We start from the raw sequence: 15,722 nt of genomic DNA, 5'->3' as shown, positions 1-15,722 counted from the left end.
ATGTCACCTGGTTCAAGGACGCGGCCCGCCATCGTTTGCTTGGTCGTCGCCTGGCAAGAGCGCTTGCGATGCCACAATGCGGTTGACCGGCAGGATCAGGATTTCGAAGACTGGAAACCCGGCGATGCGCTGTATGAGGCGCCGGGGCGGGCCATCGACGACGTATCGTCCGTCAAGGCCGTCGCGATACTCCTTCTCGCGAGCCGCTTCCTTGCCGAAATCCAGGGCGCCGACGAAGAAGCCAGCGCTTCGCGTCTTCAAGCGCCCGTCGTTCATGAACTGGAAATGGCGCGGGTCGCCCGGCAGCACCTCTATCGGTACGTCCGGTCCAAGAGCGTCGGCGGCCCGCGCCGCCTGCATCCAGTTCGATGCGACCACATAGGCGTTGGCGCCGCTGAGATCGCTGCCCTGCGGCTCACTGGTCAGCGCAGACCAATCGACGAGTTGCCAATTGACGTCGAATTTCGGCGCTCGTTCATAGAACGCCCGCGTGAAGGCGCCGGCCCGGACCTGCACCGCAAACCCCATCGCCAGGAGCGGAACGACGATGGCGGCTATGATAAAGGACAGCCGCAGCAATCCAGGTCGGCGTTCGGCAAGACGGCTGCACCATTGACCGAAAAGCGGAAAGGCGAACAGGAAGCCGCTCATCGACCAGTGCGGCAGGGAATGGGCGCTGAACAGGGCGACCAAGTCGAAGAACACCACCGGCAGCGCCGCGATCGTCACGAAGAACCGATCGGCCACCGAATCGCTGCGGGCTGCGTCCCACATGCACGCCATGGCCAGAAGCCAGGTCGGCGGCCACAAATAGCCAGCCTGGCCCAGCAACGTGATGGCAAGATTTCCAGGGTGGAGGGCATGGCCATCCTCGGCAAGGCCGCGGCCGGTCTGGAAGGCAAACGAGATCCAGCCATGGTCCATATTCCAGATGATGACGGGCAGCAGGCCAAGCGTTGCGATGGCGCCGGCAATCCAGGGGCCTGGCGTTCGCAGTTCGGCCCGGCCGGACTGCGTCGACACCAAGACAAGCAGGGCCGAGATGCCAAACAGCCCGGCCTGGTACTTCGACATCAGCGCCAGGCCGAAAGCGACGCCGACGATGATCCAGCGGAGCAAAGCGAAGCGTGGCCGTTCGCCCAGAACCATGGGCACGGCGGCACAGGCGCTGGCCAGAAGAAAGAAATCGAGTGGCCCGTCGGGCACGACGAAATGCCCTGCCGAAATAAGGAAGAAGGGCGCAACGGTGAACCAGGCCGCGGTCCAGAATGCGGCAACCTTGCCGTAGGCATGGCGGGTCAGTTCGAAAAGCAGCAGCGTCGAGAGCGAGCCGAGCACCACATAAGGCAGCCGGACGGCAAGCCGGCATTCACAGCCGAAAACATCCGCCATCAGACGGGCCAGCGCGAAACCCAGTGGCGGGTGGTCGAAATATGAAAGCGAATGGCTGCGCGACACCACAACCGCATAAGCCTCGTCGATCGACAGCGGAATGACCGAGGCAAGTCCAATCCGGAGCACCAGAAATGCGACGACCACGACAATCAGTTGGAAAACAGGGGAAGCAGGAGTGCCTTTTGGCCAGGCTTGCAACGCGCGGCCTGGCAGCACCGGCATCATCCCTGAACTGATCCAGCAGCATTGGGTTACCAGACCCAAAGCACGTAAGAGCGTTCGTCCGCGAGCGGCCCAAGGCCGGGCATGACGATCAGCAGGCAGACAATGGCGAGAAGCGCCACGGTCGTGGCGATCCGGATCCACTTGCCCGATAGGGTGGAGTAACCGCGGTCCAGCATCTTTGGAAGTCACCCCTCGAACTCGCCAGCTTATGGACAGGTAGCCGCTGCGGTTCGTCGGCGACTATGTCCGATCAAGCATACGGGAGCGTTGCCGGGGTATTACAAATCCGTAAGGCCCGTTTGCCTGCATGCACAAGGCTCGCACAAGCGCTGAGAGCAACAATCGCCCATCGTGTTGGGCAACGAAGTCGAGGCCGGGACGGCCGCACCACCGCGTGACGGAAGGGCTTGAGACGTTGAAAAGCGCGGCAGCCAAGGCACACGTGTCGGAAAATTCGAACCTCATCTTGGGTAAGGCCCCCATAGTCCGCGCCGTCTTTGAAGGAAGGGATATTTCCCCAATATGGGACGAGCTGTTCGCGCGCGTTTCCGCTGATCTCGACGATGCCGCCGCGTTCCTGGATGTATCGATCCTCCTCCACGCAATCGGAGAGGAAGACAAGGCTGCCATCAGCCAGAAGGCCGCGCTCGAGATCAGTCGAAAATACCGGATACGCAACGGACAAGGCACAGGACCGAACGTTCTTGTTTTCGTGACTGCCGGCGACTTCATGGCGAACACGCCGATCGAATTTCTGCTGGAGGGCTCCGACGCGAACCTGCTGCTCCATTACGTCGACGCCGACACCGCGGACCTGAACGATGTTCCCGAGCACGATGTCGCCTTCGTGGCCGTCGGAGAGTCCGCGGTAAATCTTCCAGTACTGGAAAATCTTCACCGGCTGCTGCGCGGCTGGTCCGGCCCCATAATGAACAACGCGCCACGTCTCATCATGGCCCTGTCCAGGGACGGGGTCGCGGAGGCGTTGAAGGACGAGCCTTCGATCCTTGCCCCGCCAGCCGCGCGCGCCGATCGAGCGGTGATCAAGAGGCTGGCTTCCGGGGAAATCGAGGTCGACGCAATCCTCGCGGCGGCCGCGTTTCCTGTGATTGTCCGCCCGGTCGGCACCCATGCCGGCAAGGGAATGGAGAAGATCTCCACGCGACCGGAGCTTGCCGCTTATCTGAATTCGCAGGACGAGAGCGAATTCTACATCACGCCGTTCATCGACTACAGCGGGACTGATCGCAAATTCCGCAAGCAGCGCGTCGCGTTCATCAACGGGCGGCCCTATGCCAGCCATCTCGCGGTCTCCGAGCATTGGATGGTTCACTACCTCAACGCCGGCATGACCCAGCACGAAGACAGGCGCGCCGAGGAAGCGTTGTGGATGGCAAACTTCGAAAACGACTTCGCGGTGCGTCACGCCCCTGCATTCGATGCTCTTCATCGACGTCTCGGGCTGGACTACTTCGCCATCGATTGCGCCGAACTCGCAGATGGCCGCCTGCTGGTGTTCGAGGCGGATGTCGCGATGATCGTTCATTCCATGGATTGGGAAAGCATCTTCCCCTACAAGAAAAGCGCCATGCGCAAGCTCTTCGCGGCATTCGAAGGCGCGCTGGCACGGCGCGTGGCGCGGACGACGTCCACGCCAGCGATCGAATGCGCCCATACCGGAAAACCTGCAGTCTACCAGAGAACTGATGACGACTGCCTTGTCTGTGTCCTGGCGATGCTCACGGGCCGAACCTACGAACAAGTCGAGGAAATCGCACGAAGCTGCGATCCCGCATACCCGCTCGGCGGACCGATGAGCCATTCCATCATGCGGGGCGTGGCCAACAAGTGCGGTTTCGTTCTTCTGAGCAGTATCTACATGCTCTGGGCCAAACCCGCGATCATAGGCGTGGTTTCACCGACCGTTCCAAACACCGGTCATGCCGTTCTTTGGGACGGCGAGAAGATCATCGACCCGGGTTTCTGCGAACGCGTCGATCGATCCTATGTCGACCGATGCGGATTGGAATTCACTCAGCGGGCGAGCGATCTCGAACCGTTGATCAGTCATGACGCCGAGATCTCTTATCTGGCGGGTGCCGTGGCGGCCAGTGAACCGCTTTAACCGAAACCAATTCGCTATCGCCCCGACAACGGAGAACGTCATGCCTGCAATTCAGCTTGGTATCCCGCAGGTGCCGGCGAATCCAACCTCGGAAATGGGTGGGTGGGATCGCGAGCTCCATTCGCCGGCCTCCCTTTCATTCCTGCTCGGGACAGGTGGCGACAGGCGCATCTGGCTGGATGCAATCACGCGGCGCAATCGCTATGGAACACGCACGACTTCGGCGGACGATGAGATCTCATTCTCGTCGACAACGGCCAGCAACGCCTCTCGGGAGGGGTTGATGGCGGCCGGGGTCGAGCTGCGACGCCTCATTGATATCGAGTCACCTTCGCCTGTCGCATCCGATCGATGGTTCAGCGACATTCGAGAGCGAATTGTTTCCGATCTTGGCTGTACGGGAGCGCAAGTCATTCTCGCCGCTTCCGGGACGGATGCGGAGCTTCTCGCGCTCTGCACGATTGCAGGCCTCTCCAGGCGCCCCTTGACCAATTTGCTTGTTGCACCTGACGAAACAGGAAATGGGGTTCCACGGGCGGCGGCAGGGCGGCATTACTCGGATTTGACGGCACTCGGTAGCGCGGTCGAGGCTGGTGCTCCCCTTGAAGGGCTGTCGCCAGGCCGCATCGAAGTGCGCACGATTGCCATCCGCGACGAGAAAGGCAAGCCTCGACATCAACATGAAATCGATGCCGACATCATCGCCACCGTCGAGCTGGAGCTCAAGCTAGATCGAGATGTCCTCGTCCATGTGCTCGACACATCGAAAACCGCCTTGCCGGCGGTGACCCGACAAGCCGCGCGCCACGCTGCGGCTCTTGCCCCAGGTCGGGTGCGGGTTATCGTCGATGCCTGCCAGTTCCGCGGCTCAATTTCCCAACTCAGGCAGGATCTGGAAGACGGTTTCGTGGTGGCTGTGACGGGATCCAAGTTCATCGCCGGGCCGCCTTTTTCCGGCGCACTTCTCATCCCGGCGGGATTGGCCGGAGATATTGCGGCAAGTTCCGATATTCCGGCAGGCCTGGCGGAATATACCGCGGCTCAAGATTGGCCGGCGACCCTTCGCCAACGGATGACCTTCGCGTTCAAGTCGGAATTGAATCTGGGCCTGGGTTTGCGGTGGGTCGCTGCGTTGGCTCATCTTGACCCCTATGCCGAGATCGATGAACTCCGGCAAAACCTCGTCAAGGAACAGTTTGTTCGCCTGGTTCGCTCACGAACTGGCGCAGTCAAGGGCATCTCCCTGCATCACGATGATGACGGCGACCATCTCGGCTCACGGGCAATGGTCCCGCTGACCGTCACAAACAGCGCGGGCTCTTTCGCTTCGGTCGAGGAGTGCCAAACCATTCAGGTGCTGATGCGCGGTCTCAACGAGGGCCCGATCTGCCACGTCGGGCAAGCCGTGCGTGTCGGTCCACGCACGGTGTTGCGCGTTGCGGCCTCCGCCCCCGATGTGATCAGCGTCTCGAAGAGGATGTCGGCGGGCCAGTCGTTGCATCAGGCGTTCGGTCCGATCGAATCAAGGCTCGATGTATTCTTCGAGAAACTATCTGCTGTCCTCCGACATCCGCTGGATGCTTGATGTCGCTGTCCATCGAGCAGAAACGCCCAGCAGGACAAAGTGTGGCGGAGACCTCCACCAGCCTTGATCCATCGAACTGGGATCAGTTTCGCGAGGTAGCGCACGGCTTGCTGGACGACATGATCGCCCACATCGAAACGATCAGGCAGAAGCCGGTATGGCAGCGACCGACCGATGAAACGCGTGAGAGGTTTGCCCGCCCGCTACCGAACGGTTCTCGCGAATTGGGCGATGTCCTGGACGATGTGCGCAAGCACATCATGCCATTCGCGACCGGCAACCTGCATCCGTTGTTCATGGGATGGGTTCATGGTGCTGGTACGCCGATCGGAATGTTGGCGGAAATCGTCGCGGGCGGGCTGAACATGAACTGCGGCGGCCGCGACCATGCTGGCCTGGCGGTTGAACAACAGATCGTGCGCTGGATGAGCGAAGCCCTCGGCTACCCCACCGGCGCGAGCGGATTGTTTCTCACCGGCTCTTCGATGGCAAACTTCGTCGCGGTCACGATCGCCAGGAATGAAGCGTTGGGTCAGTCCGTTCGGGAGACCGGCCTGGGGAACTGCGACCGCCAGCTCGTCGCGTATGCGTCCAGAGAGGCTCATTCCTGCATCGCGCAGGCAATGCAGCTGTCCGGTATCGGATCGGCAAATCTGAGGAACGTCGCGGTTGACGATGCCGGAAGGATGCTGCCTGACGCACTGTACGCAGGCATCAGGGAAGACCGGGCGAAGGGACTTTTGCCATTTTTGGTCGTAGGGACCGCGGGTACTGTAAACACCGGGGCTATCGACCCACTCGCGGAAATCGCCGATATCGCGTCCGCGGAAAAGCTCTGGTTTCATGTCGATGGAGCTATTGGCGCACTCGCCGTGTTGTCAGATTCCCTGCGCGGATTGTTCAAGGGCATCGAAAAGTCGGCATCGGTGGCCCTCGACTTTCACAAATGGGGCCAGGTTCCTTACGATGCCGGATTCCTGCTGGTGCGGGATGGCGACGCCCAGAAGCGTACGTTCGTGCAGCCTACCGCCTATCTACAGCGGGGCGAACGCGGGCTTGCCGCTGGCGAAACCTGGCCTTGCGATCTAGGTCCGGACTTGTCGCGCGGGTTCCGCGCATTGAAAACATGGATGACAATCGAGGCGCTTGGAACGGTTCGCATAGGAGCGTCGATAGCGCACACCTGCGTGCTCGCACATTACCTCGCGGAGCGCCTGACGAGTTGCCCTGCTTTCGAGCTGAAGGCGCCAGTGACCCTCAACATCGTCTGCTTCGGCATTCGCGGGGGCAACGCCGAGTTTGTCCGGAGTTTGGTCATGAACCTGCAAGAATCCGGATTGGCTTCGCCCTCATGGACATCCATAAACGGCGAGCTCGTGGTGCGTTGTGCTATTGTCAATCATCGAACGACTATAGCCGACATCGACGATTTCGTGGGATTTCTCGCCAAATACTGTGCCTGATTGTGCCATCGCGATCGCTTATAACACTCATCGCGCTGGCCGTCATGCATGGCACGTATGGGATTTTCATTCACCCGGGTAACAACCCCTGGCTCGGGGACACCAAAGCAGCTGCCGTCAGCAGAATTTTCTTCGAAGTCGGCGGCTCGACAGGAGAAACTCCAGACCGGCCGAAAGGGCCCGGTGACGAAGATGGGAGCGGTCGGTCTTGGCCCCCATTGCAGGACAACGGCCAGCACCCCAGCGGGCGAAATTGTGAGGCGCTGATCATTCCGCTATCAAGGACAGGTCTGAGAGCAGCCTCCAATGGGTGAGAGCTGCATCCATTTGTTGTCCGTTTCGTTACTCGGCTGCGAGGTATGACTTTGAGAGCCGTCGATGAACACCGCATCCATCAAATCTTCGAGGTCGGTGTCTGGCTCAAGGGTGCTCATGCCCTGATCGAGTGCATTGGCGGGGCACTGCTCTACGTCGTCACCACCGCCACCATTGCCTCCTGGGTCAATGCCTTTACCCAGGACGAGTTGATCGAAGACCCCAACGATTTCATAGCTGGTTATCTATCGCAGGTGGCAGGCCATTTCTCGGTCGCCAGCAAGGAGTTCTATGCCTTTTACCTGCTCAGCCACGGCCTGATAAAGCTGTTCTTGGTTGTCGGACTTCTCAGGGGCAAGCTATGGTCGTATCCAGCGTCTCTCATGGCGCTGGGCGCATTCATGATCTATCAAGTCTACCGCTACTCCTACACCCATTCGGCCGGGCTGCTCGTGCTGACCGTCTTCGACGCGGTCGTCATGGTGCTGATCTGGCACGAATGGAAGGTCGTGCGACAGCACAGGCCTGTGTGAGACGGATCATGGTTGCGCCGCTGTTTGAAAAACGTGGTGATCCCGACAGGAATCGAACCTGTGACCTACAGATTAGGAATCTGCCGCTCTATCCTACTGAGCTACGGGACCACGCGGCCCGACACATAGCCGCTTCCGATCGTTTCGCCAAGAGGCCGGCCGAACGCAATTGGGCCGGCCTCTTGGTTGGGAATGTCACGCGGCTAGCGCCGTCTCCGCCAGCTTCACCCAATAGCTCATGCCGTGCGGGATGGCTTCGTCGTTGAAGTCGTAGGCCGGGTTGTGAAGACCGGCGGTCTCGCCATTGCCGATGAAGATGAAGGCGCCGGGGCGGGCTTCCAGCATATAGGAGAAATCCTCGCCGCCCATCACCGGCTGGATCGCGCGGTGCACCTGGGCATCGCCCGCCACGTCGGCGGCCACATCGCTGGCGAACACCGTCTCATCCGCATGGTTGAACGTCACCGGGTAGTTCGCGTCGTAGTCGACCTCGATCGTCGCGCCATAGGCGGTGCCCAGCCCCGCGCAGATCGCGCGGATCCGCTCTTCCGATTTCTTGGCCACTTCCTTCTTCAGCGTGCGCACGGTGCCGGCGATCTCGGCCGATTCCGGGATGATGTTGTAAGCGTCGCCCGCGTGGAACTTGGTGACCGACACCACCACGGCCTCGACCGGATCGGTGCTGCGCGAGGCGATCGTCTGCAGGGCGCCGACCAACTGGCTGGCGATGACGATCGGGTCGATCGTGCCGTGCGGCATCGCCGCATGGCCGCCTTTGCCTCTCACGGTGATGGTGAATTCGGCCGTCGCCGCCATGATCGGACCCGAACGGATCGCGAACTGGCCGACCGGCAGGCCCGGCATGTTGTGCATGCCGAACACTTTCGCGATATCGAAGCGGTCCATCATGCCGTCCTTGACCATCTCGTTGCCGCCGCCGCCGCCTTCTTCCGCCGGTTGGAAGATCACCGCAACGGAGCCCGCGAAATTGCGCGTTTCGGCGAGATATTTCGCCGCGCCGAGCAGCATCGCGGTGTGGCCGTCATGGCCGCAGGCATGCATCTTACCCGGAACGGTCGACGCGTAGGGCTTGCCGGTGATCTCCTTGAGCGGCAGTGCATCCATGTCGGCGCGCAACCCGATTGTGGGGCCTTCCCCCTGACGGCCTCGGATGATGCCGACGACGCCTGTCTTGCCGAGGCCGGTCACCACATCGTCGCAGCCAAACTCTTCCAGCTTTTCGGTGACGAAGGCCGCCGTCTTGAAGACATCGAAGTTCAGTTCTGGCGTCTGGTGCAGATGCTGACGCCAGCCGGCGACTTCGTCCTGCATTTCGGCGGCGCGGTTCAGGATTGGCATGATGGTTCCATTCGTTGTTGGTGCAGCCGGCTTCAGCCTGGTATTTTGCAATTATGCCCGGTGCTTTGCAATTGTGCCCGGTGCTTCGCAATTGTGATTGTCAGGCGCTTTGCCATGTTGGCGTCACATAGGGTAAATAGCACCGCAATAATGCGGTCCGGTTTTGAGGGTCGGATCCTTATTTTGGCGGTCACGTAACGAAATCTTACGGAGCCAGGGGCAATCAGGGCAAGAGGCGATTTCGGATTCGATCATGCGGCATAGGCATTTCCTCAAACTATTCCCGGCTGGCGCAATCATGCTGTCGGCCCTGGCTGGGCCGGCGCTGGCCAATCCGGTGGTGGTCTTCGACCTCAAGAGCGGCCAGATCCTGCAGCATCAGGATGCGTTCAAGCGCTGGTACCCGGCCTCGCTCAGCAAGCTGATGACCGCCTATGTGACCTTCCGGGCGATCGCGGCCGGAGAAGTCCAGCTCGATTCGCCGATCAAGGTGACAAAACACTCCGCCGGCGAACCGCCGAGCAAGATGGGCTTCAAGCCGGGCTCGGTGATGCGGCTCGACAATGCGCTGAAGATGATGCTGGTCAAATCGGCCAACGACATCGCCATGGCGGTCGGCGAGAATGTCGGCGGATCGCAGGCAGCCTTCGCCGAAAGGATGAATGCCGAGGCGGCCCGACTCGGCATGAACGGCACCCATTTCGTCAACCCGAACGGCCTTTACTCGCCCGACCAGTACACGACGGCGCGCGACCTTTCGATCCTGGTGATGGCGATCCGCCGCGAGTTCCCGCAATATGCGCCGTGGTTCTCGATCGAGGGGCTTGCGGTCGGCAAGAAGGCCATTCCGAACTACAATCTGTTGATCGGCCGCTATCCCGGCGCCGACGGCATGAAGACCGGCTTTGTCTGCCCGTCCGGCTTCAACATGATCGGTTCGGCGACACGCAATGGGCGCACGCTGGTGGCGGTCGTGCTCGGCGAGAAGTCGGCGGTCAGCCGTGCCGAAGCCACGGCTAAACTGCTCGATGAGGGCTTTGACGCGCCCGCCGCCGGGTCGACCACCGTCACCACGCTCGCTCCCTACGGCGATCTGGTCTCGCCCAACGACATGCATGACGAGGTCTGCAAGAAGAAGACGAAGGCGGAGCAGTCCGAGGCGCCGCCGGCCGCCGCCGCCAAGGACGCGCCGAAATCCCCTTATCGGGAGAAGCTCGACCATGTGCCGACGCTGGTTGCCGTCGGCCTCGGCGGGGCCACTGGTCCGGCGCCGAAAGCGATCCTCGAGGAGGGCGCGCAGGAATATGCCGACGTGCCGATCCCGACCTGGCGGCCCGACAAGCCCGTACCCGCCGGCACAGGCCCGAAAGTCGCGGGTGCGGCCGCACAAGGCGACCAGCCGGCCAAGGTCGCGAACTAATCCAATGAATGGTTTCCCGATTCCTGTCTCGGTGCTGACCGGCTTCCTCGGGGCCGGCAAGACGACATTGCTCAACCGACTCCTGAAGGATCCGGCGCTGGCCGACACGGCGGTCATCATCAACGAGTTTGGCGAGGTGGCGATCGATCATCTGCTGGTCGAACAGGCCTCCGACGGCATCATCCAGCTTTCCGACGGTTGCCTGTGCTGCACGGTGCGCGGCGAACTTGTCGACACGCTGGCGGACCTGGTCGACCGACTGCAGACCGGCCGTATCGCGCGGCTTGCCCGCGTCATCCTCGAGACCACGGGACTGGCCGACCCGGCGCCTGTGCTGCAGTCGATCATGGCCCATCCGGCGCTGGTCCAGGCTTTTCGGCTCGACGGCGTCATCACCCTGGTCGATGCCGTCAACGGCGATGCCACACTCGATGCCCATGTCGAGGCGGTCAAGCAGGTCGCGGTCGCCGACCGCATCGTGCTCTCCAAGGCCGACCTGGTCACCGATCGCGACGACCTCGAAACGCTGCGGGCGCGCTTGCGGCAGATCAATCCCGGAGCTCAGTTGCTCGATGTCGGGGAGACGAAAACCGGGGTGGCGGCACTGTTCGACTGCGGCCTCTACAATCCGGCGACCAAGTCCGCCGACGTGCAGCGCTGGCTCGGCGAGGAGGCTGCGCATGACCACGACCATCATGACCATGAGGGGCACGGGCATGACCACGGGGGGCACGAGCATGGCCATGCCCATCGCCACGATCAGCGCGTTAAAACCCATTCGCTGGTGCATGACGGGCCGGTCCCGTTTTCAGCCATCGAGATGTTCCTCGATCTCCTGCGTTCCACACATGGCGAGCGCCTGCTGCGGATGAAGGGGGTCATCGAACTGCAGGAGGATCCGTCGCGGCCGCTGGTCGTGCATGGCGTGCAGAAAATCCTGCATCCGCCGGTGCGGTTGCCGTCCTGGCCGGACGGCCAGCGCGGCACGCGGCTGGTGCTGATCACGCTCGACATGCCGGAAGACTATGTGCGCCGGCTTTTCGCCGCCTTCACCAACCGGCCGTCGGTCGACATGCCCGACCGCGCGGCTCTGGAAAACAATCCGTTGGCGATCGCAGGGCTGTAAATTTTTCGATTATTGCTCGCCGCGCTCGACCAGAAAGCGATGGCCGCCTGAAACCGACGCTGTTTCAATCAGCTGGTGGCCGGCATCCGAGCAGAAGGCGGGGATGTCGATGACGGCCAGCGGGTCGGTGGTTTCCAGCCAGAGGCGGCTGCCTGGCTGCATGCCTGCCAGCCGCTTCTTCGCCTTCAGCACGGGCAAAGGGCAGTTCAGCCCCTTCAGATCATAGACGGTGTCGCTGGCCACGGCGATCAGCCGCCGAACATGCCGAGCAACTTGTTCTTCAGCTTCGTCACCCGGCTTTCGTCCGCGCTGGCGGCCTGCGTTTCGGCCGGCTGCGCTTCCGTCGGAGCAGCGATGGTCGCGGTGGCGACGGGAGCTTCCTTGGCGGCCTTGGCCGCAATCTTGGCTTGCTTGGCCGCTTCCTTTTCAGCAAGAGCCTGCGCCTTGGCGGCTTCCTTGGCCTGTTTGGCGGCTTCGATGGCAGCCAGCCTCTGCTCCTCGGCCTTCTTCTTGGCGGCCTTTTCGGCGTCGAGCGCGGCCATCTTGCGGCCGGCGGGCGAATCGATGCGGCCCATGCGCGCCGTCTCGGTCACCGAACCGTCGGTGTTGAGCGACGGCGGATCGATCGGCACGCGCTCGCCACGGGCCCGGCGCTTGGACCAGTCGGAGACGATGCTGGCTTCCTTGATGCCGGCAATCGTCGGCTTGGGTGGCGGCACACTGGCCTTGAGCGCGCTGTTGAAGGCCGCATCATACGTGCCTTGATAGGCGTTGTAGGCGCTCTTCAGCGAATCCGGCTGCGTCGTCGCCGGGCAGGGGCCGGTCGGATCGAACGCCTGGCCGTCGGCCGCGACCTGGTTGAAGACGTAGCGCTTCTCGCAGACGTCGACCTTCGGCGGCACCTTGGTGACCTCGAAATTATCGTAGCCGACCTTGAGCATCTTCCAGAATTCGTAATTCGGGTCGTTGCGGTAGCGCGCCATGTTGGCGGCGGTCATTCGGAACGGAAAGGCCTCGACCTGGAACTCGGTCTGGCCGCCCTGGAAAGCGTCACGGCCGAAGGCGTAGATCTGCTCGATCTGTGCGTCGGTCATCGAATAGCAGCCCGATGACGAGCAGGCACCATGGACCATCAGATTCTGGCCGGTGCGGCCATTGGCACGGTCATAGGCGTTGGGAAAGCCGATGTTGAAGGACAGATGGTAGTTCGAGCGCGGATTCATCTGCGCCGGGCGCACGGTGTAGAAACCTTCCGGCGCCTGGCGGTCGCCTTCGGTGTATTTCGGGCCGAGCTTGCCCGACCATTTGCAGATGTCGTAGCTCGCCACCATGTCATAGCGGCCGTTGGTCTTGGCCTTCCAGATCTCGAGCTTGCCTTCTTCCTTGAAGATGCGCGCCATCACCGAGGAGGTGCGGACCATACCCTTGGCTCTCATGTCGGCAAGGATCTTGTCGGGCAGCGGCTTGTTGGCTTCCGGGGCAAAGTCCTTCATCGACGAATCATTGCAGCCCGCGACGGCTATCGAGGCGGCAAGGACTCCAGTACGGGCAAGCTTGGCAAACATGGATAAGGCTATGTCTTTTCTTTCGGGCCAATGGCTTCGAAACGGCCAGACCCGCATGCTGAACACCGATGACCGTAAGCCCGTTAACCTTGAAAATTCCTTACCGCAAGGCTCGGCCAATCCCTCACGGTGATTTCATTGAACCGAATGGGGCGGCATTTTTGTGGCGAAATTGCTCATCGCCGCCACATTGCTGCGGGCAGAGCGCTTCCGACAGCCTTGTTCCGCCGCCCAAAAGGGGGCGTCAGAGGCTGCGGCCCATCGCCAGGTATTTCTCGCGGCGTTGTTCGCGGAAATCGGTGTTGGCGCCGGCGAACTCCTTCATCGTCTTGGCGATGAGGTCGCCGGTCGCGGCAATCACCGTTTCGGGCGCGCGCTGGGCGCCGCCCATCGGCTCGGGGATGATGGCATCGATGATCTTCAGTTCCAGCAGATCCTGGGCGGTGATCTTCATGTTGGTCGCCGCGTCCTTGGAGCGGGTCGTGTCGCGCCACAGGATGGAGGCGGCACCTTCGGGCGAAATCACCGAATAGATGGCGTGTTCGAGCATGTAGACGCGGTTGGCGGTGGCGATCGCGATGGCGCCGCCCGAACCGCCTTCGCCGATGACCACCGAGATTGACGGCACTTTCAGGCCAAGGCAGGCCGAGGTCGAGCGGGCAATGGCTTCGGCCTGGCCGCGCTCCTCGGCGCCGACGCCGGGATAGGCGCCGGCCGTGTCGACCAGCGTCAGCAGCGGGATCTTGAAGCGATCGGCAAGCTCCATCAGCCGCACCGCCTTGCGATAGCCTTCGGGGCGCACCGAGCCGAAATTGTGCTTCAGGCGGCTCGCCGTGTCCGAGCCCTTTTCCTGGCCGAGGATCGCGACAGGTTCGCCGCGGAAACGTGCAAAACCGCCGACGATCGCCTGGTCCTCGCCGAAATTGCGGTCGCCGGCGAGCGGCGTGAAGTCGCTGAAAAGGCTCTTGATGTAGTCGACGCAGTGCGGCCGGTCGGAATGGCGCGCCACCTGCACCTTCTGCCACGGCGTCAGTGCCTTGTAGAGTTCGCGCAGCGCATCGCGCGAGCGCTTCTCCAGCCTGGTGATCTCATCGGCGACATCGACCGCCTCGCCGTTCTCTGCAAGCTTCTTGAGCTCGAGGATCTTGAGCTCAAGATCCTGCACCGGCTTTTCGAAATCGAGGTAATTGTACATGCTTGGGCGGACCGATGCGTCGGAAGGCAATGACTGCGGAACCGTTGAAACCAAGGCTCCGGGCGGTGAAATGTCGTCCTCACATAGCGATATGAGGCCTAGTCGGCAAGCGGATGATGATCGTTGACCAGCCGCACCAGCCGCTCCTCCAGCACGTGGGTGTAAATCTGCGTCGTCGATATGTCGGCATGACCGAGCAGTTGCTGCACGGCCCTGAGATCGGCGCCGTTCTGCAGGAGGTGGCTGGCGAAAGCATGACGCAGCACGTGCGGCGATATTTTCGTCGAGGCAATGCCGGCGCGCGCCGCCAAGCCTTTCAGGTCACGCGCAAAGACCTGGCGCGAGAGATAGCCGCTGTCGGATGCCGCCGGAAACAGGAACGGGCTGTCGGCGAAGGCAGGCACCTTGGCTCGGGCGTCAAGCCAGCTGCGCATCGCCGTGCGCGCCTTGGCCGATAGCGGCACCATACGTTCCTTGTCGCCCTTGCCGCGCACCATGAAGAAACGGTCGTCGCGCTGCGCCACCGTTACCGGCAGGCCGACCAGCTCGGAAACGCGCAGACCCGTGGCGTAGAGCACTTCGACCAGCGCATGCAGGCGCAGCGCCGCCAGCCTGTCGGCGTGGCCGAGCCCGGCATCGCCGGCTTCGTGCGCGGCGCGGTCGATCAGCCGGCCGGTTTCGGCCTCGCTCATCGTCTTGGGCAGCGGCCGGCCTTTTTTTGGGCTGTCAAGCGTGCCGGTCGGGTCGTCGCCGCGCAGGCCCTCGGCATAGAGGAACTTGAAGAACTGGCGGATCGCCGACAGTTTGCGCGCTTGCGAGGTCGGCGCGAAGCCGCGCGCGGCGATGTCGTCGAGATAAGCCCTGATGTCGGCTGCGCCGGCGCGGGCAAGTCCGCCATCGATCCCGTCGGAAGCATCCTCCAGATCACGGCGATAGGAGGAAAGCGTGTTCTCGGCCGCTCCCCGCTCGGCGCTCATCATTTCCAGGAAGGCCTCGATGCGGGCGGCGCTGTTCATTTCCTTGAGGCGGTTGCGAGTCAGGTTTTGTTGTGGTTCAGTTTTTCTTGGGATTGAGCTTTTCCGGCGGAATACGAACGCTCATTTCCGCTTTCTTCGGCTCGACGAACATCACCAGCGCGAACATCGTACCATAGGCAATGCCGGCCAGAATCGCGAGGGTCACGACAAAGCGAAACAGTGTCGGCATTCAGTTCTCGCCCGTCTTCTTGTTCTGCGTTTCCAAACCCTGTGCCCTTATGGGACGCCAATCCGGCCAATTCAAGGAAGAAGCGGGGGGCTGTTAGCAACTTCCGATGCAAGCCTCCCTCAGTCCATATCGAGCCCAAGGCACTCGGCACGCTTGACGCAAACCGGCTTTTCATGTCGATACGCCGGCAAAGAGGGCCCAAGAAACAGC

The 15,722-nt window shown here is 61.9% G+C and carries 14 protein-coding genes and 1 tRNA gene; 6 read left to right on the top strand and 9 right to left on the bottom strand.

Annotation, left to right across the window (positions count from 1 at the left end; genetic code table 11):
* Positions 1-12: 12 nt before the first annotated feature.
* Positions 13-1,539, bottom strand: coding sequence for an ArnT family glycosyltransferase (locus tag C7I87_RS29200; protein ID WP_188394046.1), 1,527 nt, complete (start codon positions 1,537-1,539; stop codon positions 13-15).
* A gap of 107 nt (positions 1,540-1,646) precedes the next feature.
* Complete coding sequence (locus C7I87_RS35415) at positions 1,647-1,796, bottom strand: hypothetical protein (RefSeq protein WP_188394045.1); 150 nt, start codon at positions 1,794-1,796, stop codon at positions 1,647-1,649.
* A gap of 218 nt (positions 1,797-2,014) precedes the next feature.
* Here C7I87_RS35415 and C7I87_RS29195 point away from each other — a divergent pair, with 218 nt between their 5' ends.
* From C7I87_RS29195 to C7I87_RS29180, 4 genes are all read left to right on the top strand, one after another.
* Positions 2,015-3,745 (top strand): ATP-grasp domain-containing protein, encoded by a 1,731-nt coding sequence (locus C7I87_RS29195; RefSeq protein WP_210250668.1) that lies wholly within the window; start codon positions 2,015-2,017, stop codon positions 3,743-3,745.
* Between the two features lie 40 nt (positions 3,746-3,785).
* Positions 3,786-5,330 (top strand): hypothetical protein, encoded by a 1,545-nt coding sequence (locus tag C7I87_RS29190; RefSeq protein WP_149907479.1) that lies wholly within the window; start codon positions 3,786-3,788, stop codon positions 5,328-5,330.
* A complete protein-coding gene (locus tag C7I87_RS29185) occupies positions 5,330-6,793 on the top strand; it encodes a pyridoxal phosphate-dependent decarboxylase family protein (protein WP_149907478.1) in 1,464 nt (487 codons plus the stop codon). Before C7I87_RS29190 ends, C7I87_RS29185 begins: the two co-directional genes overlap by 1 nt.
* A 359-nt stretch (positions 6,794-7,152) precedes the next feature.
* Positions 7,153-7,641, top strand: coding sequence for a DUF2127 domain-containing protein (locus C7I87_RS29180; protein ID WP_188394044.1), 489 nt, complete (start codon positions 7,153-7,155; stop codon positions 7,639-7,641).
* A 34-nt stretch (positions 7,642-7,675) separates the two neighbouring features.
* On the opposite strand, the gene C7I87_RS29175 is transcribed toward C7I87_RS29180, so the two are convergent.
* Both C7I87_RS29175 and C7I87_RS29170 read right to left on the bottom strand, forming a co-directional pair.
* Positions 7,676-7,752: transfer RNA gene (locus C7I87_RS29175), tRNA-Arg, on the bottom strand.
* An 84-nt stretch (positions 7,753-7,836) separates the two neighbouring features.
* Complete coding sequence (locus C7I87_RS29170) at positions 7,837-9,000, bottom strand: M20 aminoacylase family protein (RefSeq protein WP_149907477.1); 1,164 nt, start codon at positions 8,998-9,000, stop codon at positions 7,837-7,839.
* A gap of 253 nt (positions 9,001-9,253) precedes the next feature.
* On the opposite strand from C7I87_RS29170, the gene C7I87_RS29165 reads away from it, so the two are divergent.
* Both C7I87_RS29165 and C7I87_RS29160 read left to right on the top strand, forming a co-directional pair.
* A complete protein-coding gene (locus C7I87_RS29165) occupies positions 9,254-10,420 on the top strand; it encodes a D-alanyl-D-alanine carboxypeptidase family protein (protein WP_149907476.1) in 1,167 nt (388 codons plus the stop codon).
* Positions 10,421-10,424: 4 nt separating this feature from the next.
* Complete coding sequence (locus C7I87_RS29160) at positions 10,425-11,546, top strand: CobW family GTP-binding protein (protein ID WP_149907475.1); 1,122 nt, start codon at positions 10,425-10,427, stop codon at positions 11,544-11,546.
* 9 nt (positions 11,547-11,555) lie between these two features.
* On the opposite strand, the gene C7I87_RS29155 is transcribed toward C7I87_RS29160, so the two are convergent.
* From C7I87_RS29155 to C7I87_RS29135, 5 genes are all read right to left on the bottom strand, one after another.
* A complete protein-coding gene (locus tag C7I87_RS29155) occupies positions 11,556-11,789 on the bottom strand; it encodes a sulfurtransferase TusA family protein (RefSeq protein WP_167531493.1) in 234 nt (77 codons plus the stop codon).
* A 5-nt stretch (positions 11,790-11,794) separates the two neighbouring features.
* A complete protein-coding gene (locus C7I87_RS29150) occupies positions 11,795-13,111 on the bottom strand; it encodes a L,D-transpeptidase family protein (protein ID WP_149907474.1) in 1,317 nt (438 codons plus the stop codon).
* A 244-nt stretch (positions 13,112-13,355) separates the two neighbouring features.
* The gene (locus tag C7I87_RS29145) at positions 13,356-14,306 is read right to left on the bottom strand and encodes an acetyl-CoA carboxylase carboxyltransferase subunit alpha (protein ID WP_149907473.1); all 951 of its coding nucleotides are present in this window, start codon (positions 14,304-14,306) and stop codon (positions 13,356-13,358) included.
* A 98-nt stretch (positions 14,307-14,404) separates the two neighbouring features.
* Positions 14,405-15,322, bottom strand: coding sequence for a site-specific tyrosine recombinase XerD (locus tag C7I87_RS29140; protein WP_149907472.1), 918 nt, complete (start codon positions 15,320-15,322; stop codon positions 14,405-14,407).
* A gap of 37 nt (positions 15,323-15,359) precedes the next feature.
* Positions 15,360-15,512, bottom strand: coding sequence for a hypothetical protein (locus C7I87_RS29135; protein WP_015315495.1), 153 nt, complete (start codon positions 15,510-15,512; stop codon positions 15,360-15,362).
* Positions 15,513-15,722 lie beyond the last annotated feature (210 nt).

Origin of the sequence: Mesorhizobium sp. SARCC-RB16n (assembly GCF_008520305.1) — a bacterium.
Taxonomy (GTDB): domain Bacteria; phylum Pseudomonadota; class Alphaproteobacteria; order Rhizobiales; family Rhizobiaceae; genus Mesorhizobium.
The sequence above is the reverse complement of the archived record's forward strand: the minus strand, read 5'-3'. Positions and strand labels throughout refer to the sequence as shown.

Bases quoted from the DNA above. Each gene is read 5' to 3' on its own strand.
- C7I87_RS35415 (WP_188394045.1), bottom strand. From the start codon at position 1,796: ATGCTGGACCGCGGTTACTCCACCCTATCGGGCAAGTGGATCCGGATC.
- C7I87_RS29190 (WP_149907479.1), top strand. From the start codon at position 3,786: ATGCCTGCAATTCAGCTTGGTATCCCGCAGGTGCCGGCGAATCCAACC.
- C7I87_RS29185 (WP_149907478.1), top strand. From the start codon at position 5,330: ATGTCGCTGTCCATCGAGCAGAAACGCCCAGCAGGACAAAGTGTGGCG.
- C7I87_RS29180 (WP_188394044.1), top strand. From the start codon at position 7,153: ATGACTTTGAGAGCCGTCGATGAACACCGCATCCATCAAATCTTCGAG.
- C7I87_RS29170 (WP_149907477.1), bottom strand. From the start codon at position 9,000: ATGCCAATCCTGAACCGCGCCGCCGAAATGCAGGACGAAGTCGCCGGC.
- C7I87_RS29165 (WP_149907476.1), top strand. From the start codon at position 9,254: ATGCGGCATAGGCATTTCCTCAAACTATTCCCGGCTGGCGCAATCATG.
- C7I87_RS29160 (WP_149907475.1), top strand. From the start codon at position 10,425: ATGAATGGTTTCCCGATTCCTGTCTCGGTGCTGACCGGCTTCCTCGGG.
- C7I87_RS29150 (WP_149907474.1), bottom strand. From the start codon at position 13,111: ATGTTTGCCAAGCTTGCCCGTACTGGAGTCCTTGCCGCCTCGATAGCC.
- C7I87_RS29145 (WP_149907473.1), bottom strand. From the start codon at position 14,306: ATGTACAATTACCTCGATTTCGAAAAGCCGGTGCAGGATCTTGAGCTC.
- C7I87_RS29140 (WP_149907472.1), bottom strand. From the start codon at position 15,322: ATGAACAGCGCCGCCCGCATCGAGGCCTTCCTGGAAATGATGAGCGCC.
- C7I87_RS29135 (WP_015315495.1), bottom strand. From the start codon at position 15,512: ATGCCGACACTGTTTCGCTTTGTCGTGACCCTCGCGATTCTGGCCGGC.